The following is a 16,095-nucleotide window of genomic DNA, read 5'->3' as shown; positions in this document are numbered from 1 at the left end:
AACATTGGCACCGTTACAACAAAGGGGGGGCATTTAGAAAATGGTTTGGAAATAATGATTATGTAGTAAATTGGAGTGATAATGGTGCGGCTATTAAGAATTTCAAAGGAAGTACTATTCGAAATGAAAAATATTTTAAAAAAAATTGTTTAACGTGGTCAGACGTCACTTCATCTCAGTTTAGTGCGAGATATTCGGGACAAGGTGCTATTCATGATAATTCAGGGCCATGTGCATTCGGCGAAAAATCAGATATTAAAACAAGCATCGCATTTCTTAATTCAAAGTTATCAAATCATTTTTTAAAAGTATTAAATCCAACGTTGCATTTCCAAATAGGAAACATTGCATCTCTACCAATAAAAAATAATTTAAATAAAGATGAAAAAGATATCATTAGTCAGATAATCAATTTGGCTAAAAATGACTGGGATTCCTACGAAACATCCTGGGATTTCAAAACCCTCCCCCTTATCGACTCCGACCATCACACCACCGATTTAAGCAAAGCATACACCACCCTCAGCAATCACTGGCAACAGACCACCCTTGAAATGCAACGCCTTGAAGAGGAAAACAACTGCATCTTCATTGAAGCCTATGGTCTTGAGGATGAACTCACCCCGGACGTTCCCCTTCACGAAATCACCCTTACCTGCAATCCCCATTACCGCTATGGTCAGGGCAAGACAGACGAAGCCTATGAAGCCCTGCTTCTCACCGACACCATGAAAGAGCTGATATCCTACAGTATCGGCTGCATGATGGGACGTTACAGTCTGGATGAACCCGGTCTCATCTATGCCCACAGTGCAAATGAGGGCTTTAATCCCTCACGGTACAAAACCTTTCCGGCGGATGATGACGGTATTATCCCAATCATGGACATGGCGTGGTTTGACGATGATGCGACCCGTCAGTTCATCACCTTCATGAAAACCGCATGGCCTGCCGAAACCCTCAATGACAATCTCAAATTCATTGCCGACACCTTAAAGCCCAAAGCCGGTGAATCACCGGAAGAGACCATAAGGCGATACCTGAGCACCACCTTTTTCAAGGATCACATGAAGATGTACAAGAAACGCCCCATCTACTGGCTCTTTTCCAGTGGAAAGCAGCGGGCGTTCGAGTGTCTGGTCTATCTGCACCGGTACAACGAAGTCACCCTCTCCCGAATGCGATCCAAGTATGTGACCCCGCTACAGGGGAATATGGTCGCCCGGATTGAATATCTGGAGGATGAAAAGGATGCAACGACCACGGCATCAACCCAGAAGAAGTTGCAGAGGGAAATTGATCTTCTCAAGAAAAAACAGACCGAGCTGCAAGCCTTTGATGATGAACTGCGTCACCATGCCGATATGAAGATCTCCCTGGATCTGGATGATGGGGTTAAGGTGAATTATGGGAAGTTTGGGAATCTGGTGGCGGATAAGAAGGCGATTACCGGAGAAAAGTAATCATTTGGAGGGGATATGAAAAGAGAACAAATTGTCCAAATTTTGCGTCAATATAAACATGAGGTTGAAAAAGAACACGGTATCTCCAAAATGGGTATCTTTGGTTCCGTTGCGAGAAATGAGTCCACTCAGGCCAGCGATATTGATGTGTTCGTTGAAATGATAAAACCGGATCTCTTTGCTCTTGCAGGAATAAAAAATGATCTTGAATCAAAATTCAAAAAATCTGTTGATGTTGTTCTTTATGGGAAATATACAAATAATTTTTTAAAACAGAGAATCGACAGGGATGCATTATATGTCTGATAAAGAGCTTGCATTAGAAATACTTCGACAGATCGAAGATGCATCAGCAAAAATCATTCATAGATTCAGCATCATTAAGACAGTAGATGATTTTACACATACTCAGGCCGGTGTCGAAAAAATGGATGCAATCTGCATGATGTTCATCGTCATTGGTGAATCTCTAAAGAATCTTGATAAAGTAACTCAAAACAGCTTGCTGCATCAATATCCTCAGGTTGCGTGGAAAAACGCAAAGGCCATGCGGGATATCCTGACCCATCACTATCCCACAGTGAATGCTGAAGTCGTGTTTTATACATGCAAGGAAAAAATTCCTCTTCTCCATCGTACCATAAAGCAAATGATTGAGGATATGTCATCTTCCTCGCCCAATGAAGGGGAAACTCAGTAAACGCCCCTTACCTTTGATGATGAACTGCGTCATCATGCCGATATGAAGATCAGCCTTGATCTGGATGACGGGGTGAAGGTGAATCATGGGAAGTTTGGGAATCTGGTGGCGGAGAAGAAGGCGATTACCGGGGAAAAGTGATGATTAAATTTCGGCATCCTTCATTTGAGGCCAAAAGTAGTTTACACTTTTTTAATTTGTCTGAATCACGGATTGCCACAGATGACACGGATGACACGGATTTTTTCAATCCGTGAAATCTTTTAATCCGTTTAATCCGTGATTCAGACAGTGGCACAATCAAAATATTGTATGCACGAGCATTCCTGAAAAAAATCTTGAATAAACCGGTTGACCTGATTACCGAAAGATCTCTTGGTAATCCCTATTTTATTGAGAGCGTAAATAAGAACAAGGTTCAGATTTATGGATAACAAGGTAAAAAAATTTCTTCTGGATATTAAAACATCCATTGAATCTATAGAGGACTACCTTGGTGTGGAAAGAGATTTCAATCCTTGGTGCAAGGGAGGGTGACAGCATTGGTGGCGAGGTCGTTTCCACAACTGCTTTTGTTTTGGAAAATTTCCCACACCCGCAATTGAAAGGGAGTTATTTCCGACTGATTGACGGACGATCAGAGGATGAAAAATCAAAAATTTTCAAAGAAACAAAATGCTCGATATGATAAACTGCGTTTCAAACAAATTACTATATCAGCTTTATTTTGCATTATTCAAAAGTTTAATATTTTGGAGAGATAAACAATGAGAACCTATCAATTAGAATCAGAAATAAATGAACAAGGTATAATTGTGTTACCGTATGAGATGAAAAAACTCCATAAACATCGTATAAGACTGACCATTGTCGATTTAGAACCAGAGCCTTCTGTCTCCGCTGATTTTTTGGATTATGTCACAAAAAAATTTTCAAATATAGAAGAGAACGATTTAAACCTAAACGAAATTTATAAAAAAAGAGAACAGATTGATGAACGACAATTTATGTTTGATTGATACAGACATTCTCAGTTATATCCTGAAAAAAAAGCAGAATGTATATGATTATGCATACAACTACTTTCAAAAACATAAAAACTTTACCATAAGTTGCATTACCTATTATGAATGCCTTAGAGGATATAAAGCCGTTAATGCTTTGAAAAGACTTGATGTGTTCCATGAACTCATGAATGTTACTTCCATACTTTATCTGGATCAGATTATTTTGGAAAAATCAGGTGACATATATTCTTGCTTTAAGCAAAAAGGTAAACTTCCTGGAGAATTTGATATCATAATTGGTGCAACAGCAATTTCAAAGAATCTTACGCTTATTACAAACAATCAAAAGCATTACCGACCCATGGAAGAGCATTTTGGGTTAAAATTAGATAATTGGAATAGAGAATAAAAATGATGCCTGTGTCCGATAACGATTCCGATATGAAGATCAGCCTTGATCTGGATGACGGGTGAAGGTGAACTATGGGAAGTTTGGGAATCTGGTGGCGGATAAGAAGGCGATTATCGGAGAAAAGTAATCACTCAACATAAAAGAGGTGCATCATGGAACAAGCGATCATTACACAAGGAAAATTGACATCTCCCAGAACCATTATACTGGATGAAGATATGCCTGATTTGGGAGGTTCATTTGACATTATCATTATTAAAAAGAAGCAGAAGCAGACCAAGCCAAAAAGAAAAGCTGGAACCCTTAAAGGTATGATCCATATGAGTGATGATTTTGATGAACCACTTGAAGATTTTATGGTAAACTGAAGAGGACAACCGTTGAAAATATCAAAAATAAGACTCGAAAACTTCAAACGATTCAAAGACCTTGAGGTCGATTTTATTAATGACCTGACTCAAGATCTATCAGATCAGTTTCTCATTTTGGGGGACAATGGAAGTGGCAAGACAACCCTTTTGCAGGCCATTGCACTGTGCCTTTCCATGTGCTCCGGTAAGATAAGAAATGTCTCTGAATTCGATTGGCAGGGATGGGTTCCCGAAAGATATGAAAAGTGGGGAACGCCGTTGATAGAACTGGATGTCCATTTCACAGATGAAGAGATTCAGGCGACAAAGGAAGTTGCTCAAAAATGGATTGAGCTAAAAAAACCAAAATCTAAGGTAATCCCCAATGAGAATAAAGAAATCACACTCAGACTTAGTGGTGAGTGGGTGGAAGTTGTTGGAGAAAAGGGAAAAAAATCAAAAGAGACCCTTTCCCAGTTGAAAGGTCGTCAATATGCTACCCAACTGATCAAAACATCACCCTGGGCAAGAGATTACTTTGATAAACTCCCCGGTTTTTTCTGGTTTGATCAATTCAGAAACCTCGCCACACCACCCCTTGAAGGGGAAGACAAACGATCCACTGGACGGGTTTCTTATGAGATTGGTGTCTCTCGCCTAAGACGATATCTGAATGCCTGGAAACTGAGTCAGCTTGTCGGTGAAGATAAAGGAAATAGCTGGTTGATGGAGTTGGAAAATTCATACAAGAAAGTCTTTCCAGGAAGATATTTCCATGGCCTTGAACCCATGCACAAGGGTGACGCTCCCACATCGGATGACTACTATTTCATACTGTCTGATGGAAATCGAACATATGATATCGAAGAGATGTCCGCAGGTGAACAATCCATTTTTCCCATGCTGTTTGAATTTGTGAGAATGCAGATCCGAAACAGCGTGGTACTCATTGATGAAGTGGATCTCAATCTTCATCCCCCACTGGCCCAATCCCTTGTCAATGCACTTCCGGTGATCGGTAAAGAGTGTCAGTTCATCATGACCACCCATTCCGAATCTGTTTCATCCATCGCCAGCCCGGAAGAGATCCATAGACTCAAGGGGGGAAGATTATGCCTGTAGCACAGCTTCTCTGTGAAGGGGGCAATACCGCTCGTGATAAACTATCCGCATATCAATCTGCAAGACTGGCCTTGAGTACCAACAGAATTCGTCTCAAAGATCTTCCCTCCAACTTTGGGCAAAAGAAAGGAAGGGATAAATATCTCTTTCCAGAGCACTTCGATAAAGAATTCTGCCTCACCCAATTAGACCAACTCATCGAACAACACCATGAGACCCAACTGGTCAAAAAAGAAGATATCGTGAATTCCTTCACTGCATATTTACCGGAATGTGAAGCAGGTGGGTGCAGGAATCAATACTATCTACACGCATTTGCCGGTAAAGATCTCTTCTGGGCAATGGATGACTGGTTCAAAGATAATGATCTTCAGGGAGCTGGAGCTTTCAGGGAAAGAGTGCTCATAGGAATCCAGAGAGCAACAAATGATATTGCTGATTGGCTAAAGGAATGGGCTGATTTAAGAGAAAAAATCGAAACCACATAAACCTATTGAAATTAAATCTAAAATATTTGTAACGGCACAACAATGTGTATGCACTTCTTGATAATAATTTATTGTGTTTGATATTTATTATGACATTTATAACCAAAGAGGTAGCTAAGGCTTTTGAAGATGTTTCTGAGCTTAGTAAAAAATTAGCAAACTTCCCGGAACCTTTGTAAAAACCGGCTGGATTATACATCCGAACACAAGAAAATCCCATCTTGTAACTCTTTATATTGTATGAGGAAAATAATATGTTACCAGATATTGGAGATATCATAGAACTGATCACGAGCATTCCTGAAAAAAATCTGAATGCTGGTTTATGTGGTACTGTGGTTCATTCCCATAGCAATGATATTTATGAAATTGAATTTACCAATGAAAAAGGTGAAACAATGGATTTCCTGAGTCTTCATAAAAAATATTTTATGGTTGTCTGGAAATCAGAAACAAAACAATGGATTCCAATCGCTGAACAGACATCTTCCCTGGTTGCTGGAATGCCTGATGATGTGGCAAGGCAAGTGTTGGATTTTGCAAGGTTTTTATCTTTCAGGTATCGTAAAACTGCTTAACAGCAGATAATCGATTTTTTCAAGAAGAGAGACAGACCAATCTACAAGACTTTGATGATGAACTGCACCACCATGCCGATATGAAGATAAGCCTTGATCTGGATGACGGGGTGAAGGTGAACTATGGGAAGTTTGGGAATCTGGTGGCGGATAAGAAGAGGATTACCAGGAAAAAGTATCGAATCATTGCTAAAATTATAATGGGAAGAAATCATGCTTGAAAGACTCTATATACATAACTTTAGATGTTTGGAAAATTTTGAATTAAACCTTAAAAATATGCACTCAGCCCTACTAATTGGAAAAAATGGCACAGGAAAATCAACTATTGGGGTTGCATTGGAAATACTTCAAAGTATTGGCAGGGGCATCAATAAGATAGGCGATCTTTTACAACCGAATGACTTTTCACGCGACAGGTCTGATGTCCCCATCCGCTTTGAAATAGAAGTAACAATTAATGATGCTTTGTATCAATATATAATTGCTTTGGAGCTACCCGAGAACTTCAAGGAACTTCGAATACTTGAAGAAAAACTGACAGTTTCGGGAGAATCAATCTACTCAAGAAAAGAAGCAGTGGTTTCACTGTTTTCAAAACAGAATAAAAATGAAACTAATTTTATGGTGGATTGGCATCTTATAGCCCTTCCAGTAATTCAAAACCGTTCGGAAGATGACCCGCTTCATATATTCAAAACCTGGCTCGCTCACATGATCATCTTGTCACCCATACCTGTTTTTATGAATGGAGAGTCCAAAGGTGAGACATTGGAACCCAAACGGGATGGAAGTAATTGTGGAGAATGGTTTACAGGGTTGCTGTCACAATATCCGGCAGCTTACACATATATTGACCAATATCTAAAAGATATCATGCCGGATTTAAAAGATTTTCGGAATGAAATCGTTGGAAAAAATTTCAAGGTCATGAGTGTCCGTTTTCAAGAGAAATCTTCAAATGTAAACATCTATTTCAACGATCTATCGGATGGAGAGAAATGTTTTTTTCTCTGTGCGGTGGTTTTGGCGGCAAATCAGTCATACGGACCTCTCTTTTGCTTTTGGGATGAGCCGGATAACTATTTGTCTCTATCAGAGATAGGCCACTTTACCGCTTCTCTTCGAAGATCATTTGAGCAAAACGGGCAGTTCCTGGCAACATCACACAATTCAGAAACCATACGAAAATTTTCAAATGAAAATACCTTTGTCATTCATCGTAAAAATCACCTTGAACCTGCATTGAGTCGTTTGTTGAGCGACATATCTTTCAACGGAGATCTTATAGATTCTTTGATCCGTGGCGATATCGAACTATGACCAATAAATACAAAAAACATCTACTGATTTTGCCCGAAGATGATGCAAATAGACAAGTTGCCAATGGATTTCTTTTATGTTCAGATCTCAATGACCGTAATATTCAAGTTTTACCACCAAGTGGAGGGTGGATAAAAGCATTGAGTCAGTTTAAAAGTAACCATATCAATGACATGCGTAAATATGACCAAAGAAGGATGCTGATTCTCATTGATTTTGATGGTGATGAGAATCGTTTTGAAGAGGCACAAAAAGATATCCCGAATGACGTATCAGATCGCGTTTTCATCCTTGGATCTTTTTCCGAAACCGAAGAACTGAAGAAGAAAATTCCCGGGTTAAATTCATATGAAACCATTGGAAAAGCTCTTGCAAAAGATTGCGTTAATGAAACGAATAATATTTGGGGTCACGATCTATTGAAGCATAATCAAGACGAGTTGGATCGTATGGTGATTTCCGTGAAACCATTTTTATTTCATTGATGGAAAAAATTGAAATGAAGCAGTAATTAAAGTTACAGAATTTTATATAACGGCCATGGCATACATATTTGCCACAACGAAGCATGAAAGTCCTTAAAACCTTAAAAGACGGGGACTTTCTATAAAAGATGTACAAGAAACGCCCCATCTACTGGCGATGATGAACTGCGTCACCATGCCGATATGAAGATCCGCCTTGATCTGGATGACGGGGTGAAGGTAAACTATGGGAAGTTTGGGAATCTGGTGGCTGAGAGGAAGGCGATTACCGGGGAAAAGTAATTTTTATAAGTAAACGGGCATGATTGTGTATCAATCACCCCCAACTATAAAAATGATAATCATTTTCACGGTAAAATGGAGAAATAGCAATGAACGTAAAAGAAGCAGTCAAAAAAGCAATCGAATATATTGCAGATATTTTTGAATCGGAAAACCTGGAAAATATTGGGCTGGAAGAAGTCGCATTGGATGAAAAAGCAGATACCTGGGAAGTGACCGTTGGATTCTCCCGTCCCTGGGATCATGAAAAAGGGGGGCTGATATCCAACATCCAAAGGCTTAAAAGAGATTATAAAATTGTCTGCATAGACAATAAGACTGAAGAGGTTAAATCGATAAAGATTCGTGAAGTCAGCAATGCGTAGTGTACTTCTTGATACTAATTTATTTCTTTTGCTGATTGTTGGACTGTATGACAGAAATCTTATCGGGAAACATAAAAGAACAAACGCATTTACACCGGAAGATTTTGATCTGTTAGTGGAATTGATTGACCCATTTAGAGAGTTATGGATCACCTCTCACTGTCTTGCGGAAGTGTCCAATTTACTCAAGCAGACACATTCCCGTCAAGCTCTGGAATTGCTCGCATTTTTGGGTGATTTTGTTAGTCGGGTCAAGGAATCTCATATTCAAAAGGATATGATTTTCAGCGGAAAACAATCATTTAAGCTTGGTGTGGCAGACACGGGTATTGTGATCAAATAAAAAAGAGTGAGTTGTGTGTTCACGGTGGATCTGGATCTGTATCTGGAGATTTCAAATCAAGGGAATAAAGTGTTTAATTTTAATCATTTAAGAACAGCCGGACTGCTCCAGCCATGAAAAAGAGGGGGATGTATAGATGTTGACCATTACGAAAGAAGTTTTAGAGCAAAATATACAAAAATATTTTAATCATATCAAACAGACTGGTGATGACGTCATTGTCGTTGATCAAGGTATGCCATTTATCAAGATTTCATTTCTGGCCCCCCATAATACAGTTGAAGATATATTCAAAGATGTTCGAGGCAAGGTAAAATATCACGATGACCTTCTAAAGCCGGAGATAGATGAGTGGGGGGATATTTAAAATGCTTTTATTGGATACCTGTGCGTTGTTATGGTGGACACTTGACCCTGAAAAATTATCTGACCCCTGCACAAAAAGCCTGCCGACAAATACCTTTTGTACCTGCTTTCATCTCCGCCATTTCAATCTGGGAAATTGGTATCAAGATTAAAAAGGAAAAACAGACCGAGCTGCAAGACTTTGATGATGAACTGCGTCACCATGCCGATATGAAGATCAGCCTTGATCTGGATGACGGGGTGAAGGTAAACGGTCATGGCCGGCATTCAGCCACCCCCGAATATGGAAAATTGTATCCATTTCCACGGTAAACTATGGGAAGTTTGGTAATCTGGTGGCGGAAAAATAAAGTTGAGGCCTATGTTTGCAATTACTTAAAACCGTTGGCGAATATGGGACAGATGGAGAATATTCAAAGATTTAAGAATAAAACTGGATTGATATTGAAAAATGGGCATCTTTCATCTCATCCCCAACGTAGTTTACACTTTTTTTAGGAAGAATCCCGACAAATGGGAATGGTGTCCCTGAAAGTGTAAAGCGGTAAATGAAACATGCCGAAAAATGATCAGAAAATCAATTTAAGCTAAAAAGGTGGATACCATGCAAACATATTCAAATGAGCATATCATGAATCAAAACGGCACAATAACGATCAATAACTTGCCGTTCAATGCGGGAGAAAAAATAAGCGTCGTCATCGTGTCCAAAGCAAAAACCCATAAAGCAAAAAAGCGATATCCATTCTGGAATAAACCAATAAAATATATTGACCCGACGGAACCAGTTGCCCTGGATGACTGGGAGATCTACTCAACATAAAATGAGGTACACCATGGAACAAGCGATTATTACACAAGGAAAATTGACATCTCCCAGAACCATTATACTGGATGAAGATTTGCCGGATATGGGAGATTCTTTTGAAATTATCATTATTAAAAAGAAACAAAAGCAGACCAAGTCAAAAAGAAAAGCCGGAACCCTTAAAGGGATGATCCATATGAGTGATGACTTTGATGATTCAATTGAAGAATTAAAAATTGAAGCTTCGGAAAGAGATATTGAGTTGACCGGAGCTATGGATAATTCAGATGAATCTCTGTCAGAAGAAGAGATCAACTACTATATGAATCTGGAAGAGATATGAAGAAATATCAAAGGGGCCAGATATGGCTTGTCAACTTTGATCCAAGTATCGGACATGAGTACAGAAAAATCAGGCCAGCCCTTATCATTCAACAGGACATTTATATTTCATCAAGTGGCTTGTTAACGGTAATACCGATTTCTTCAAAGATTGAAAAGCTGACAGAATTGGATCTGCTATTGGAAAAAGATGAAAGTAACAGATTAATGAAAAATTCTCTTTTAAAAACAAAACAGATAAGTTCTTTTGATAAAAAACGATTCATAAAATTCATTGGGACAGTTGAAGCAAAAATAATGGAAGCTGTTGATCAAAATATCGGAATTTTTTTGTTGGGTGAATAAGTGGGGAGATAAATGGACATCGAACAAACCAACCAGGCACTGACCCGAATCTTTCAGGAAGAGAAAAAACGACTTGTCTTCTGGTATGACGCAGAAAAGGAATTTGAGGAACTGCTCCCATCAATTGAAGTGGAGGGGGCAACCCTCATCAGAATCGATGAAGTGGCTGCACTGGATCTGAAAATCCGACTTGAAACGCAAGATTTAGAAGAGAAATTCATCCTCTATGCACCTTACCCGGAACCTTCCCCGGAAACGGATTGGCTCTGTGACATAAAACTCTACTCATCCCTTTTCCATGCAGACAAAGCATCCATTCTGATGAAAGAGCTGGGACTCTCCAACATGAGCATGAGACCCTACATCAAGGGTCGAAGCAGCTTTTTCAGAAGTCAGGACAGGCTCGACAGACTGAAAAAATGGGTGGAATTCGATGACAGGAAAGAGACTATGGATTTGAAGATGCTCACCGTTCTGACAAGAGCATCCAGACCGGAACCCTTTGCGATTCTCATGAAGCTGATGGATTCCTTTTGTAAGGATGATCAATTCAATCCCACTCTGGAGTCAAAGCCCTGGAAAGAGATCGAATCCCTTGAACTTTCCCAATACTTCTGGAGCCTGATGACTCAAACATTCGGATACACCAATGAATCCGATAATGGGCAGATGGAGCACAGCTTAAAGGGCCTCTTGATCAAAGTGTTTGTTACGGACTTTGCAAACAATTTCAAGAATGATCTTCCCATCTCCCTTGAACATTTCAAATTACCTGGAACCATTACGGGAACCAACGCATCTGTCTTCATCAATCAGTGGCAGACCCATACCATCCATTGTCAGAACTTCAATCGTATATCACGATTTATTGACGATAAACTGGGCCTTGCAGATATCCTATCCGGGCTGGAGATAGAAGATCTCATAGATGTTATGACGTTTGAGAAGGTGGAACAACGAATCATCAGCTCTCTTCGAGATCAGATCATCAATATCTCTCATAAGGATTTTTCAGATACTTTGGAGATCATCAAAAAACGGGTGGATGGGTACTGGTGCAACCATCGATTGTATGGAACATCAGGCTACGATGCAAAAGGAAAAAATCTCTATCAATCTGCATATCAGGCTCTGGAGATTGCAATTGATCTATTTTACCTGAGAAAGAAATATGATTCCGGTTTCCACTATAAATCCGCTGTGGAATTGTTTGCCGCCTATACAGAAAAACTCTATCGGTTTGATCAGGATTACAGACAGTTCATTGAGATCGCCAACCAGACGGAACAAGCAGGTTGGGATGTGCTGAAGCCCCTTCGACAATCCGTTGATGACTGCTACAGTGGCTGGTTTATGGAACAACTTTCCATGAGTTGGGGAGATTTTCTGGAATCGGATGCGTCGTCTGACATTCATGCGTCGTCTGAAACTAAAACGTCTCAATCTGAAAATAGGAATGCATCCACTGCACTACTTGAAACCTGGAAACTCCCAAGGATTATCAATCAATACAATTTCTTTAAGCAGAGAATAAAACCGATTCTAACCGGATCGGATCGTTCCAGAATTTTTGTGATCATCAGTGACGCATTCAGGTATGAAGCTGCCAAAGAGTTGACCACAAGTATTAACGGCAAATATCGACTCAAAGCTGAGATAGAACCGATGCTGGGAGTATTGCCCAGCTACACATCCCTTGGAATGGCCTCTCTTCTTCCCCATCAATCATTATCATTCCCGGAAACCACCTCCCACGGCAAAAGTGATGCTGCCACTCCCCGCATTGACGGAAAATCAACCGCATCCCTTGAACAACGGGCTGCAATCCTCAACGAATTTGACGGCACCGCAATCAAGGCATCGGAGCTGTCATCCATGAGCAAAGATAAAGGACGGGAATTTGTAAAACAACACCGGGTGATCTACATATATCATGATCAAATTGATGCCGTGGGAGACAAAGCCGCATCCGAAGAGAAAACCTTTGAAGCGGTGAGAACCACCATTGATGAGTTGACCGCCCTGGTGGGATTTATCATCAACAGCCTCAATGGAACCCGAATCCTGATCACATCGGATCATGGATTCATATACCAGGAAAAAGAGCTGGAACAATTAGATAAAAGTACACTGACGGGTAGTACACTGACGGATGCAGGTGTAGATATGGGTTCCCCCAATGTGATTAAAAAACACAAACGATTTATCCTTGGAAAAGATCTGGGCTTTGGAAAAGATCCATGCCTCACAGACACCCTATTTTCAGGAAACACCAGACAGACCGCCGGTACTGATACCGACATGAAGTTCTGGCTTCCCAAAGGAACCAACCGATTTTACTTCACTGGAGGGGCAAAGTTTTTCCATGGAGGAGCAATGCTTCAGGAGATCGTGATACCCATGGTGACGGTATCGGAGATGAAAGGAATCCACAGGGAGGAATCTGAGATCAAGAGAGTTGGAGTATCCATATTGGGATCAACTAAAAAGATCGTCACTAACATCCCAAGATTTGATTTAATCCAGACCGATGCGGTATCCGAGAGGATGAAAGCCAGAATCTTGAAAATATCCTTGAGGGATGGAAACAATCGCATCAGCTCTGAGGAGACCATCACATTTGACAGCAGCTCATCTTCAATGGAAGATCGAAAAAAAGCGGTCAAATTACCGTTGCAATCAAGGCCGTTTGATAATAAAAAAGAGTATGCACTGGTGCTTCGCAATGCAGAGGATGAAACCGAGTACGACCGGGTTCCCATAAAGATCGATATTGCATTTGCAAATGATTTTTAAAAATAAAACTAATACAGCGTATCCATTTATCAATTAAAATTATTAAATGTAAAAAATGGTGATAATATGCAGGCAATATTAAATGTAAAACTAAATGAAATTGATGATAAATTTTTGTATATTTTAAAAGAATTGCTTTCAAAAAATGTTGAAATTGTAATTAGAAAGGAAATCATTGAATTGGAAGAATTTGACCAAAAAATGTCATTGAAAAATGTAATTAATGATTTTTCTAAAGCAGGTTATACAGAAGATTTTATTAATGACTTGGAGGACGGTTTTAAATCTTGCAAGATGGGGTTTATTGAGAAGTTTAACAATCGAGGGTAAAAGATGGAGAAGGAAGAGGTCAGCATAGATCTGTTGCTGAATTGTCATTTTGCAGGACGAGTTGTTCGGAAGGATTTGACCAAACGCCTCAAAGAAGGTGCAAATGTTCCGGTCTATGTGCTGGAGTACCTTCTGGGGATGTACTGTGCGGTTGAAGATGAAGAGGTGATTCAGGAAGGTCTTGAAAACGTCAAACGTATTCTCTCTGACAACTATGTCCGCCCCGATGAAGCGGAAAAGGTCAAATCCAGGATCAAAGAGCTGGGCAGCTTCAAGGTCATCGACAAGGTGATGGTGAAGCTCAATGAAAAGCGGGATATCTACGAAGCAACCCTCTCCAACCTTGGGGTCAAGGGACTTGAGGTTTCAAGTTCCCTTGTAAAACAGTTTGAGAAACTTCTTGTGGGTGGAATCTGGTGCATCCTGAATCTCCAGTACTACTATGAAGAAGGGGCACAAGGATCTCCATTTATCATCTCGGAGCTAAAACCCATCCAGATGCCAAATCTTGACATGGAGTCCATCTTTGAGGGACGCAAACACTTTACTGAACCCCAATGGATTGACATGATGCTCCGTTCCACCGGTCTTGAACCCACCCAGTTTGAAGAGCGGGTCAAGTGGCACTTCCTGACAAGATTGATCCCTTTGGTGGAGAACAACTACAATCTCTGTGAACTTGGCCCCAGGGGAACCGGAAAGAGTCATATCTATAAAGAGATCAGCCCCAATTCCATTTTAGTATCCGGCGGTCAGACAACCGTTGCCAACCTTTTCTACAACATGAGCAGAAGAAAAGTGGGTCTTGTGGGCGTATGGGATACCGTTGCCTTTGACGAGGTGGCAGGTATCAAGTTCAAGGATAATGACGGTGTTCAGATCATGAAGGACTACATGGCTTCAGGATCTTTTTCCAGAGGACGGGATCAGATCAACGCAAATGCCGCCATGGTGTTTGTGGGGAACATCAACCAGAGTGTGGATATTCTGGTGAAGACCAGCCACCTCTTTGCTCCCTTCCCCGATGAAATGGTGGATGCAGCGTTTTTTGATCGCATGCACGCATACCTTCCAGGATGGGAGATTCCCAAAATGAGACCCGAGTTCCTCACCAACCAGTATGGGTTGATTGTCGATTTTCTGGCAGAGTTTTTGCGGGAGATGCGCAAAAGAAGCTTCTCAGATGCCATTGATAAGTATTTCAAGATCGGAAACAACCTCAACCAAAGGGATATCATTGCTGTCAGAAAGACCGTTTCTGGACTTTTGAAAATCCTCTATCCCCATGGAGAGTTCGGTAAAGATGCTGTGGAGCGGTGTCTTAAATATGCTCTGGAATCAAGACGACGGGTAAAAGAGCAGCTAAAAAAGATCGGGGGGATGGAGTTCTATGATGTTCACTTCAGTTACATTGACAGCGACACACTGGAAGAGAAATTCATCAGCATCCCGGAACAAGGCGGGGGATCACTCATCCCGGAAGGCCCCATGAATCCCGGAACCATGCACACTGTCATGTCAGGTACAACCGGACACCTGGGGCTTTACCGTCTGGAGCTTCAGGTATCAGCAGGAAATGGAAAACTATCCATGTCCGGCTCCGGTACGGACACAAAGACCAAAGAGGCCATCAAGATCGCTTTTGACTATTTCAAGGCCAATATGGCAAGGGTCAGCTCCATTAGTAAAGTGAATGACAGCAACTACCACCTTCACACAGTGGAGATGCAAAATACCGGCCCTGCTTCGTCGATAACCCTGTGCAGCTTCATAACCTTGTGCTCAGGTCTTATGGGGAGACCGGTTCAGAGTCAAATGATTATCCTGGGAAATATGAGTCTGGGGGGAACCATAGAAAAAGCATCCAACCTTGCAGAGACACTACAGGTGGCATTCGATGCCGGAGGCAAACGGATTCTTCTTCCCATGAGTAGTGTCGGTGATATACCCACCATACCGGGAGAGCTGTTTGCAAAGTTTCAGACCAGTTTCTATTCAGACCCTGTGGATGCTGTGTATAAGGCGTTGGGGGTGGACTAATATTTTCTCAAAGCCGACACCTATGATCTTTTGAGCCTTGTCAACATTGTCTGAATCAGGATGTCCAAGATTAACAAGATAAGGCAGGATTATTTATCCTGAGCATCCTTTTCATCCTGGTTATCCTGATTCAGACAAATTCAATAACTG

General features: G+C 40.8%; 21 protein-coding genes. All 21 read left to right on the top strand.

Translation table 11 applies throughout. The features are described from left to right. The coding region (gene pglX / locus MTBBW1_RS03675) for a BREX-1 system adenine-specific DNA-methyltransferase PglX (RefSeq protein ID WP_139786657.1) at nt 1-1,463 on the top strand (1,463 nt) is incomplete at its 5' end. A 15-nt stretch (nt 1,464-1,478) separates the two neighbouring features. Next, a complete protein-coding gene (locus tag MTBBW1_RS03670; RefSeq protein WP_080799285.1) occupies nt 1,479-1,769 on the top strand; it encodes a nucleotidyltransferase family protein in 291 nt (96 codons plus the stop codon). After that, nucleotides 1,762-2,163, top strand: a complete 402-nt coding sequence (locus MTBBW1_RS03665) for a HepT-like ribonuclease domain-containing protein (protein ID WP_080799282.1) — start codon at nt 1,762-1,764, stop codon at nt 2,161-2,163. The genes MTBBW1_RS03670 and MTBBW1_RS03665 overlap by 8 nt, the downstream gene beginning before the upstream one ends. 767 nt (nt 2,164-2,930) lie before the next feature. After that, nucleotides 2,931-3,182: a hypothetical protein gene (locus MTBBW1_RS03660; RefSeq protein WP_080799280.1), complete on the top strand. Its 252-nt coding sequence runs from the start codon at nt 2,931-2,933 to the stop codon at nt 3,180-3,182. After that, nucleotides 3,157-3,579, top strand: coding sequence for a type II toxin-antitoxin system VapC family toxin (locus MTBBW1_RS03655; protein WP_080799277.1), 423 nt, complete (start codon nt 3,157-3,159; stop codon nt 3,577-3,579). The genes MTBBW1_RS03660 and MTBBW1_RS03655 overlap by 26 nt, the downstream gene beginning before the upstream one ends. A gap of 155 nt (nt 3,580-3,734) precedes the next feature. Then, the gene (locus MTBBW1_RS03650; protein WP_080799273.1) at nt 3,735-3,950 is read left to right on the top strand and encodes a DUF2281 domain-containing protein; all 216 of its coding nucleotides are present in this window, start codon (nt 3,735-3,737) and stop codon (nt 3,948-3,950) included. Between the two features lie 12 nt (nt 3,951-3,962). Beyond that, a complete protein-coding gene (locus MTBBW1_RS03645; protein ID WP_080799270.1) occupies nt 3,963-5,054 on the top strand; it encodes an ATP-binding protein in 1,092 nt (363 codons plus the stop codon). Beyond that, on the top strand, nt 5,045-5,542 hold the full coding sequence (locus MTBBW1_RS03640) for a hypothetical protein (protein WP_080799267.1): 498 nt from the start codon (nt 5,045-5,047) through the stop codon (nt 5,540-5,542). Before MTBBW1_RS03645 ends, MTBBW1_RS03640 begins: the two co-directional genes overlap by 10 nt. A 254-nt stretch (nt 5,543-5,796) precedes the next feature. Then, the gene (locus tag MTBBW1_RS03635) at nt 5,797-6,120 is read left to right on the top strand and encodes a DUF4926 domain-containing protein (protein WP_080799263.1); all 324 of its coding nucleotides are present in this window, start codon (nt 5,797-5,799) and stop codon (nt 6,118-6,120) included. A 213-nt stretch (nt 6,121-6,333) separates the two neighbouring features. Beyond that, nucleotides 6,334-7,443, top strand: a complete 1,110-nt coding sequence (locus tag MTBBW1_RS03630) for an AAA family ATPase (RefSeq protein WP_080799262.1) — start codon at nt 6,334-6,336, stop codon at nt 7,441-7,443. Then, nucleotides 7,440-7,928: a hypothetical protein gene (locus MTBBW1_RS03625; protein WP_080799259.1), complete on the top strand. Its 489-nt coding sequence runs from the start codon at nt 7,440-7,442 to the stop codon at nt 7,926-7,928. Before MTBBW1_RS03630 ends, MTBBW1_RS03625 begins: the two co-directional genes overlap by 4 nt. A gap of 371 nt (nt 7,929-8,299) precedes the next feature. Next, a complete protein-coding gene (locus tag MTBBW1_RS03620) occupies nt 8,300-8,575 on the top strand; it encodes a hypothetical protein (RefSeq protein ID WP_080799256.1) in 276 nt (91 codons plus the stop codon). Then, nucleotides 8,568-8,918, top strand: a complete 351-nt coding sequence (locus tag MTBBW1_RS03615; protein ID WP_080799254.1) for a PIN domain-containing protein — start codon at nt 8,568-8,570, stop codon at nt 8,916-8,918. The genes MTBBW1_RS03620 and MTBBW1_RS03615 overlap by 8 nt, the downstream gene beginning before the upstream one ends. A gap of 136 nt (nt 8,919-9,054) precedes the next feature. Then, nucleotides 9,055-9,285 (top strand): hypothetical protein, encoded by a 231-nt coding sequence (locus tag MTBBW1_RS03610; RefSeq protein WP_080799251.1) that lies wholly within the window; start codon nt 9,055-9,057, stop codon nt 9,283-9,285. A gap of 41 nt (nt 9,286-9,326) precedes the next feature. Beyond that, nucleotides 9,327-9,596 carry a hypothetical protein gene (locus MTBBW1_RS03605; RefSeq protein ID WP_080799249.1) on the top strand — a complete coding sequence of 90 codons (270 nt, stop codon included), beginning with the start codon at nt 9,327-9,329 and terminating at the stop codon, nt 9,594-9,596. Between the two features lie 292 nt (nt 9,597-9,888). Beyond that, nucleotides 9,889-10,107, top strand: coding sequence for a hypothetical protein (locus MTBBW1_RS03595; protein ID WP_080799243.1), 219 nt, complete (start codon nt 9,889-9,891; stop codon nt 10,105-10,107). Between the two features lie 13 nt (nt 10,108-10,120). Continuing rightward, entirely contained in the window at nt 10,121-10,435 is a 315-nt protein-coding gene (locus tag MTBBW1_RS03590; protein ID WP_186441067.1) for a DUF2281 domain-containing protein, read from the top strand. Continuing rightward, nucleotides 10,432-10,779 carry a type II toxin-antitoxin system PemK/MazF family toxin gene (locus MTBBW1_RS03585; RefSeq protein ID WP_080799237.1) on the top strand — a complete coding sequence of 116 codons (348 nt, stop codon included), beginning with the start codon at nt 10,432-10,434 and terminating at the stop codon, nt 10,777-10,779. The genes MTBBW1_RS03590 and MTBBW1_RS03585 overlap by 4 nt, the downstream gene beginning before the upstream one ends. 12 nt (nt 10,780-10,791) lie before the next feature. Next, nucleotides 10,792-13,575: a BREX-1 system phosphatase PglZ type A gene (gene pglZ / locus MTBBW1_RS03580; RefSeq protein ID WP_080799233.1), complete on the top strand. Its 2,784-nt coding sequence runs from the start codon at nt 10,792-10,794 to the stop codon at nt 13,573-13,575. A 66-nt stretch (nt 13,576-13,641) separates the two neighbouring features. Further along, complete coding sequence (locus tag MTBBW1_RS03575; protein WP_080799231.1) at nt 13,642-13,905, top strand: hypothetical protein; 264 nt, start codon at nt 13,642-13,644, stop codon at nt 13,903-13,905. A 3-nt stretch (nt 13,906-13,908) separates the two neighbouring features. Beyond that, the gene (gene brxL / locus MTBBW1_RS03570) at nt 13,909-15,945 is read left to right on the top strand and encodes a protease Lon-related BREX system protein BrxL (RefSeq protein WP_080799228.1); all 2,037 of its coding nucleotides are present in this window, start codon (nt 13,909-13,911) and stop codon (nt 15,943-15,945) included. Nucleotides 15,946-16,095: the final 150 nt, after the last annotated feature.

Source organism: Desulfamplus magnetovallimortis, assembly GCF_900170035.1.
GTDB lineage: Bacteria > Desulfobacterota > Desulfobacteria > Desulfobacterales > Desulfobacteraceae > Desulfamplus > Desulfamplus magnetovallimortis.
This window is presented reverse-complemented; position numbering and strand designations above follow the sequence as displayed.

Coding starts and splice junctions, on each gene's coding strand:
- MTBBW1_RS03670 (WP_080799285.1), top strand. CDS start 1,479: ATGAAAAGAGAACAAATTGTCCAAATTTTGCGTCAATATAAACATGAG.
- MTBBW1_RS03665 (WP_080799282.1), top strand. CDS start 1,762: ATGTCTGATAAAGAGCTTGCATTAGAAATACTTCGACAGATCGAAGAT.
- MTBBW1_RS03660 (WP_080799280.1), top strand. CDS start 2,931: ATGAGAACCTATCAATTAGAATCAGAAATAAATGAACAAGGTATAATT.
- MTBBW1_RS03655 (WP_080799277.1), top strand. CDS start 3,157: ATGAACGACAATTTATGTTTGATTGATACAGACATTCTCAGTTATATC.
- MTBBW1_RS03650 (WP_080799273.1), top strand. CDS start 3,735: ATGGAACAAGCGATCATTACACAAGGAAAATTGACATCTCCCAGAACC.
- MTBBW1_RS03640 (WP_080799267.1), top strand. CDS start 5,045: ATGCCTGTAGCACAGCTTCTCTGTGAAGGGGGCAATACCGCTCGTGAT.
- MTBBW1_RS03635 (WP_080799263.1), top strand. CDS start 5,797: ATGTTACCAGATATTGGAGATATCATAGAACTGATCACGAGCATTCCT.
- MTBBW1_RS03630 (WP_080799262.1), top strand. CDS start 6,334: ATGCTTGAAAGACTCTATATACATAACTTTAGATGTTTGGAAAATTTT.
- MTBBW1_RS03625 (WP_080799259.1), top strand. CDS start 7,440: ATGACCAATAAATACAAAAAACATCTACTGATTTTGCCCGAAGATGAT.
- MTBBW1_RS03620 (WP_080799256.1), top strand. CDS start 8,300: ATGAACGTAAAAGAAGCAGTCAAAAAAGCAATCGAATATATTGCAGAT.
- MTBBW1_RS03615 (WP_080799254.1), top strand. CDS start 8,568: ATGCGTAGTGTACTTCTTGATACTAATTTATTTCTTTTGCTGATTGTT.
- MTBBW1_RS03610 (WP_080799251.1), top strand. CDS start 9,055: ATGTTGACCATTACGAAAGAAGTTTTAGAGCAAAATATACAAAAATAT.
- MTBBW1_RS03595 (WP_080799243.1), top strand. CDS start 9,889: ATGCAAACATATTCAAATGAGCATATCATGAATCAAAACGGCACAATA.
- MTBBW1_RS03590 (WP_186441067.1), top strand. CDS start 10,121: ATGGAACAAGCGATTATTACACAAGGAAAATTGACATCTCCCAGAACC.
- MTBBW1_RS03585 (WP_080799237.1), top strand. CDS start 10,432: ATGAAGAAATATCAAAGGGGCCAGATATGGCTTGTCAACTTTGATCCA.
- pglZ (WP_080799233.1), top strand. CDS start 10,792: ATGGACATCGAACAAACCAACCAGGCACTGACCCGAATCTTTCAGGAA.
- MTBBW1_RS03575 (WP_080799231.1), top strand. CDS start 13,642: ATGCAGGCAATATTAAATGTAAAACTAAATGAAATTGATGATAAATTT.
- brxL (WP_080799228.1), top strand. CDS start 13,909: ATGGAGAAGGAAGAGGTCAGCATAGATCTGTTGCTGAATTGTCATTTT.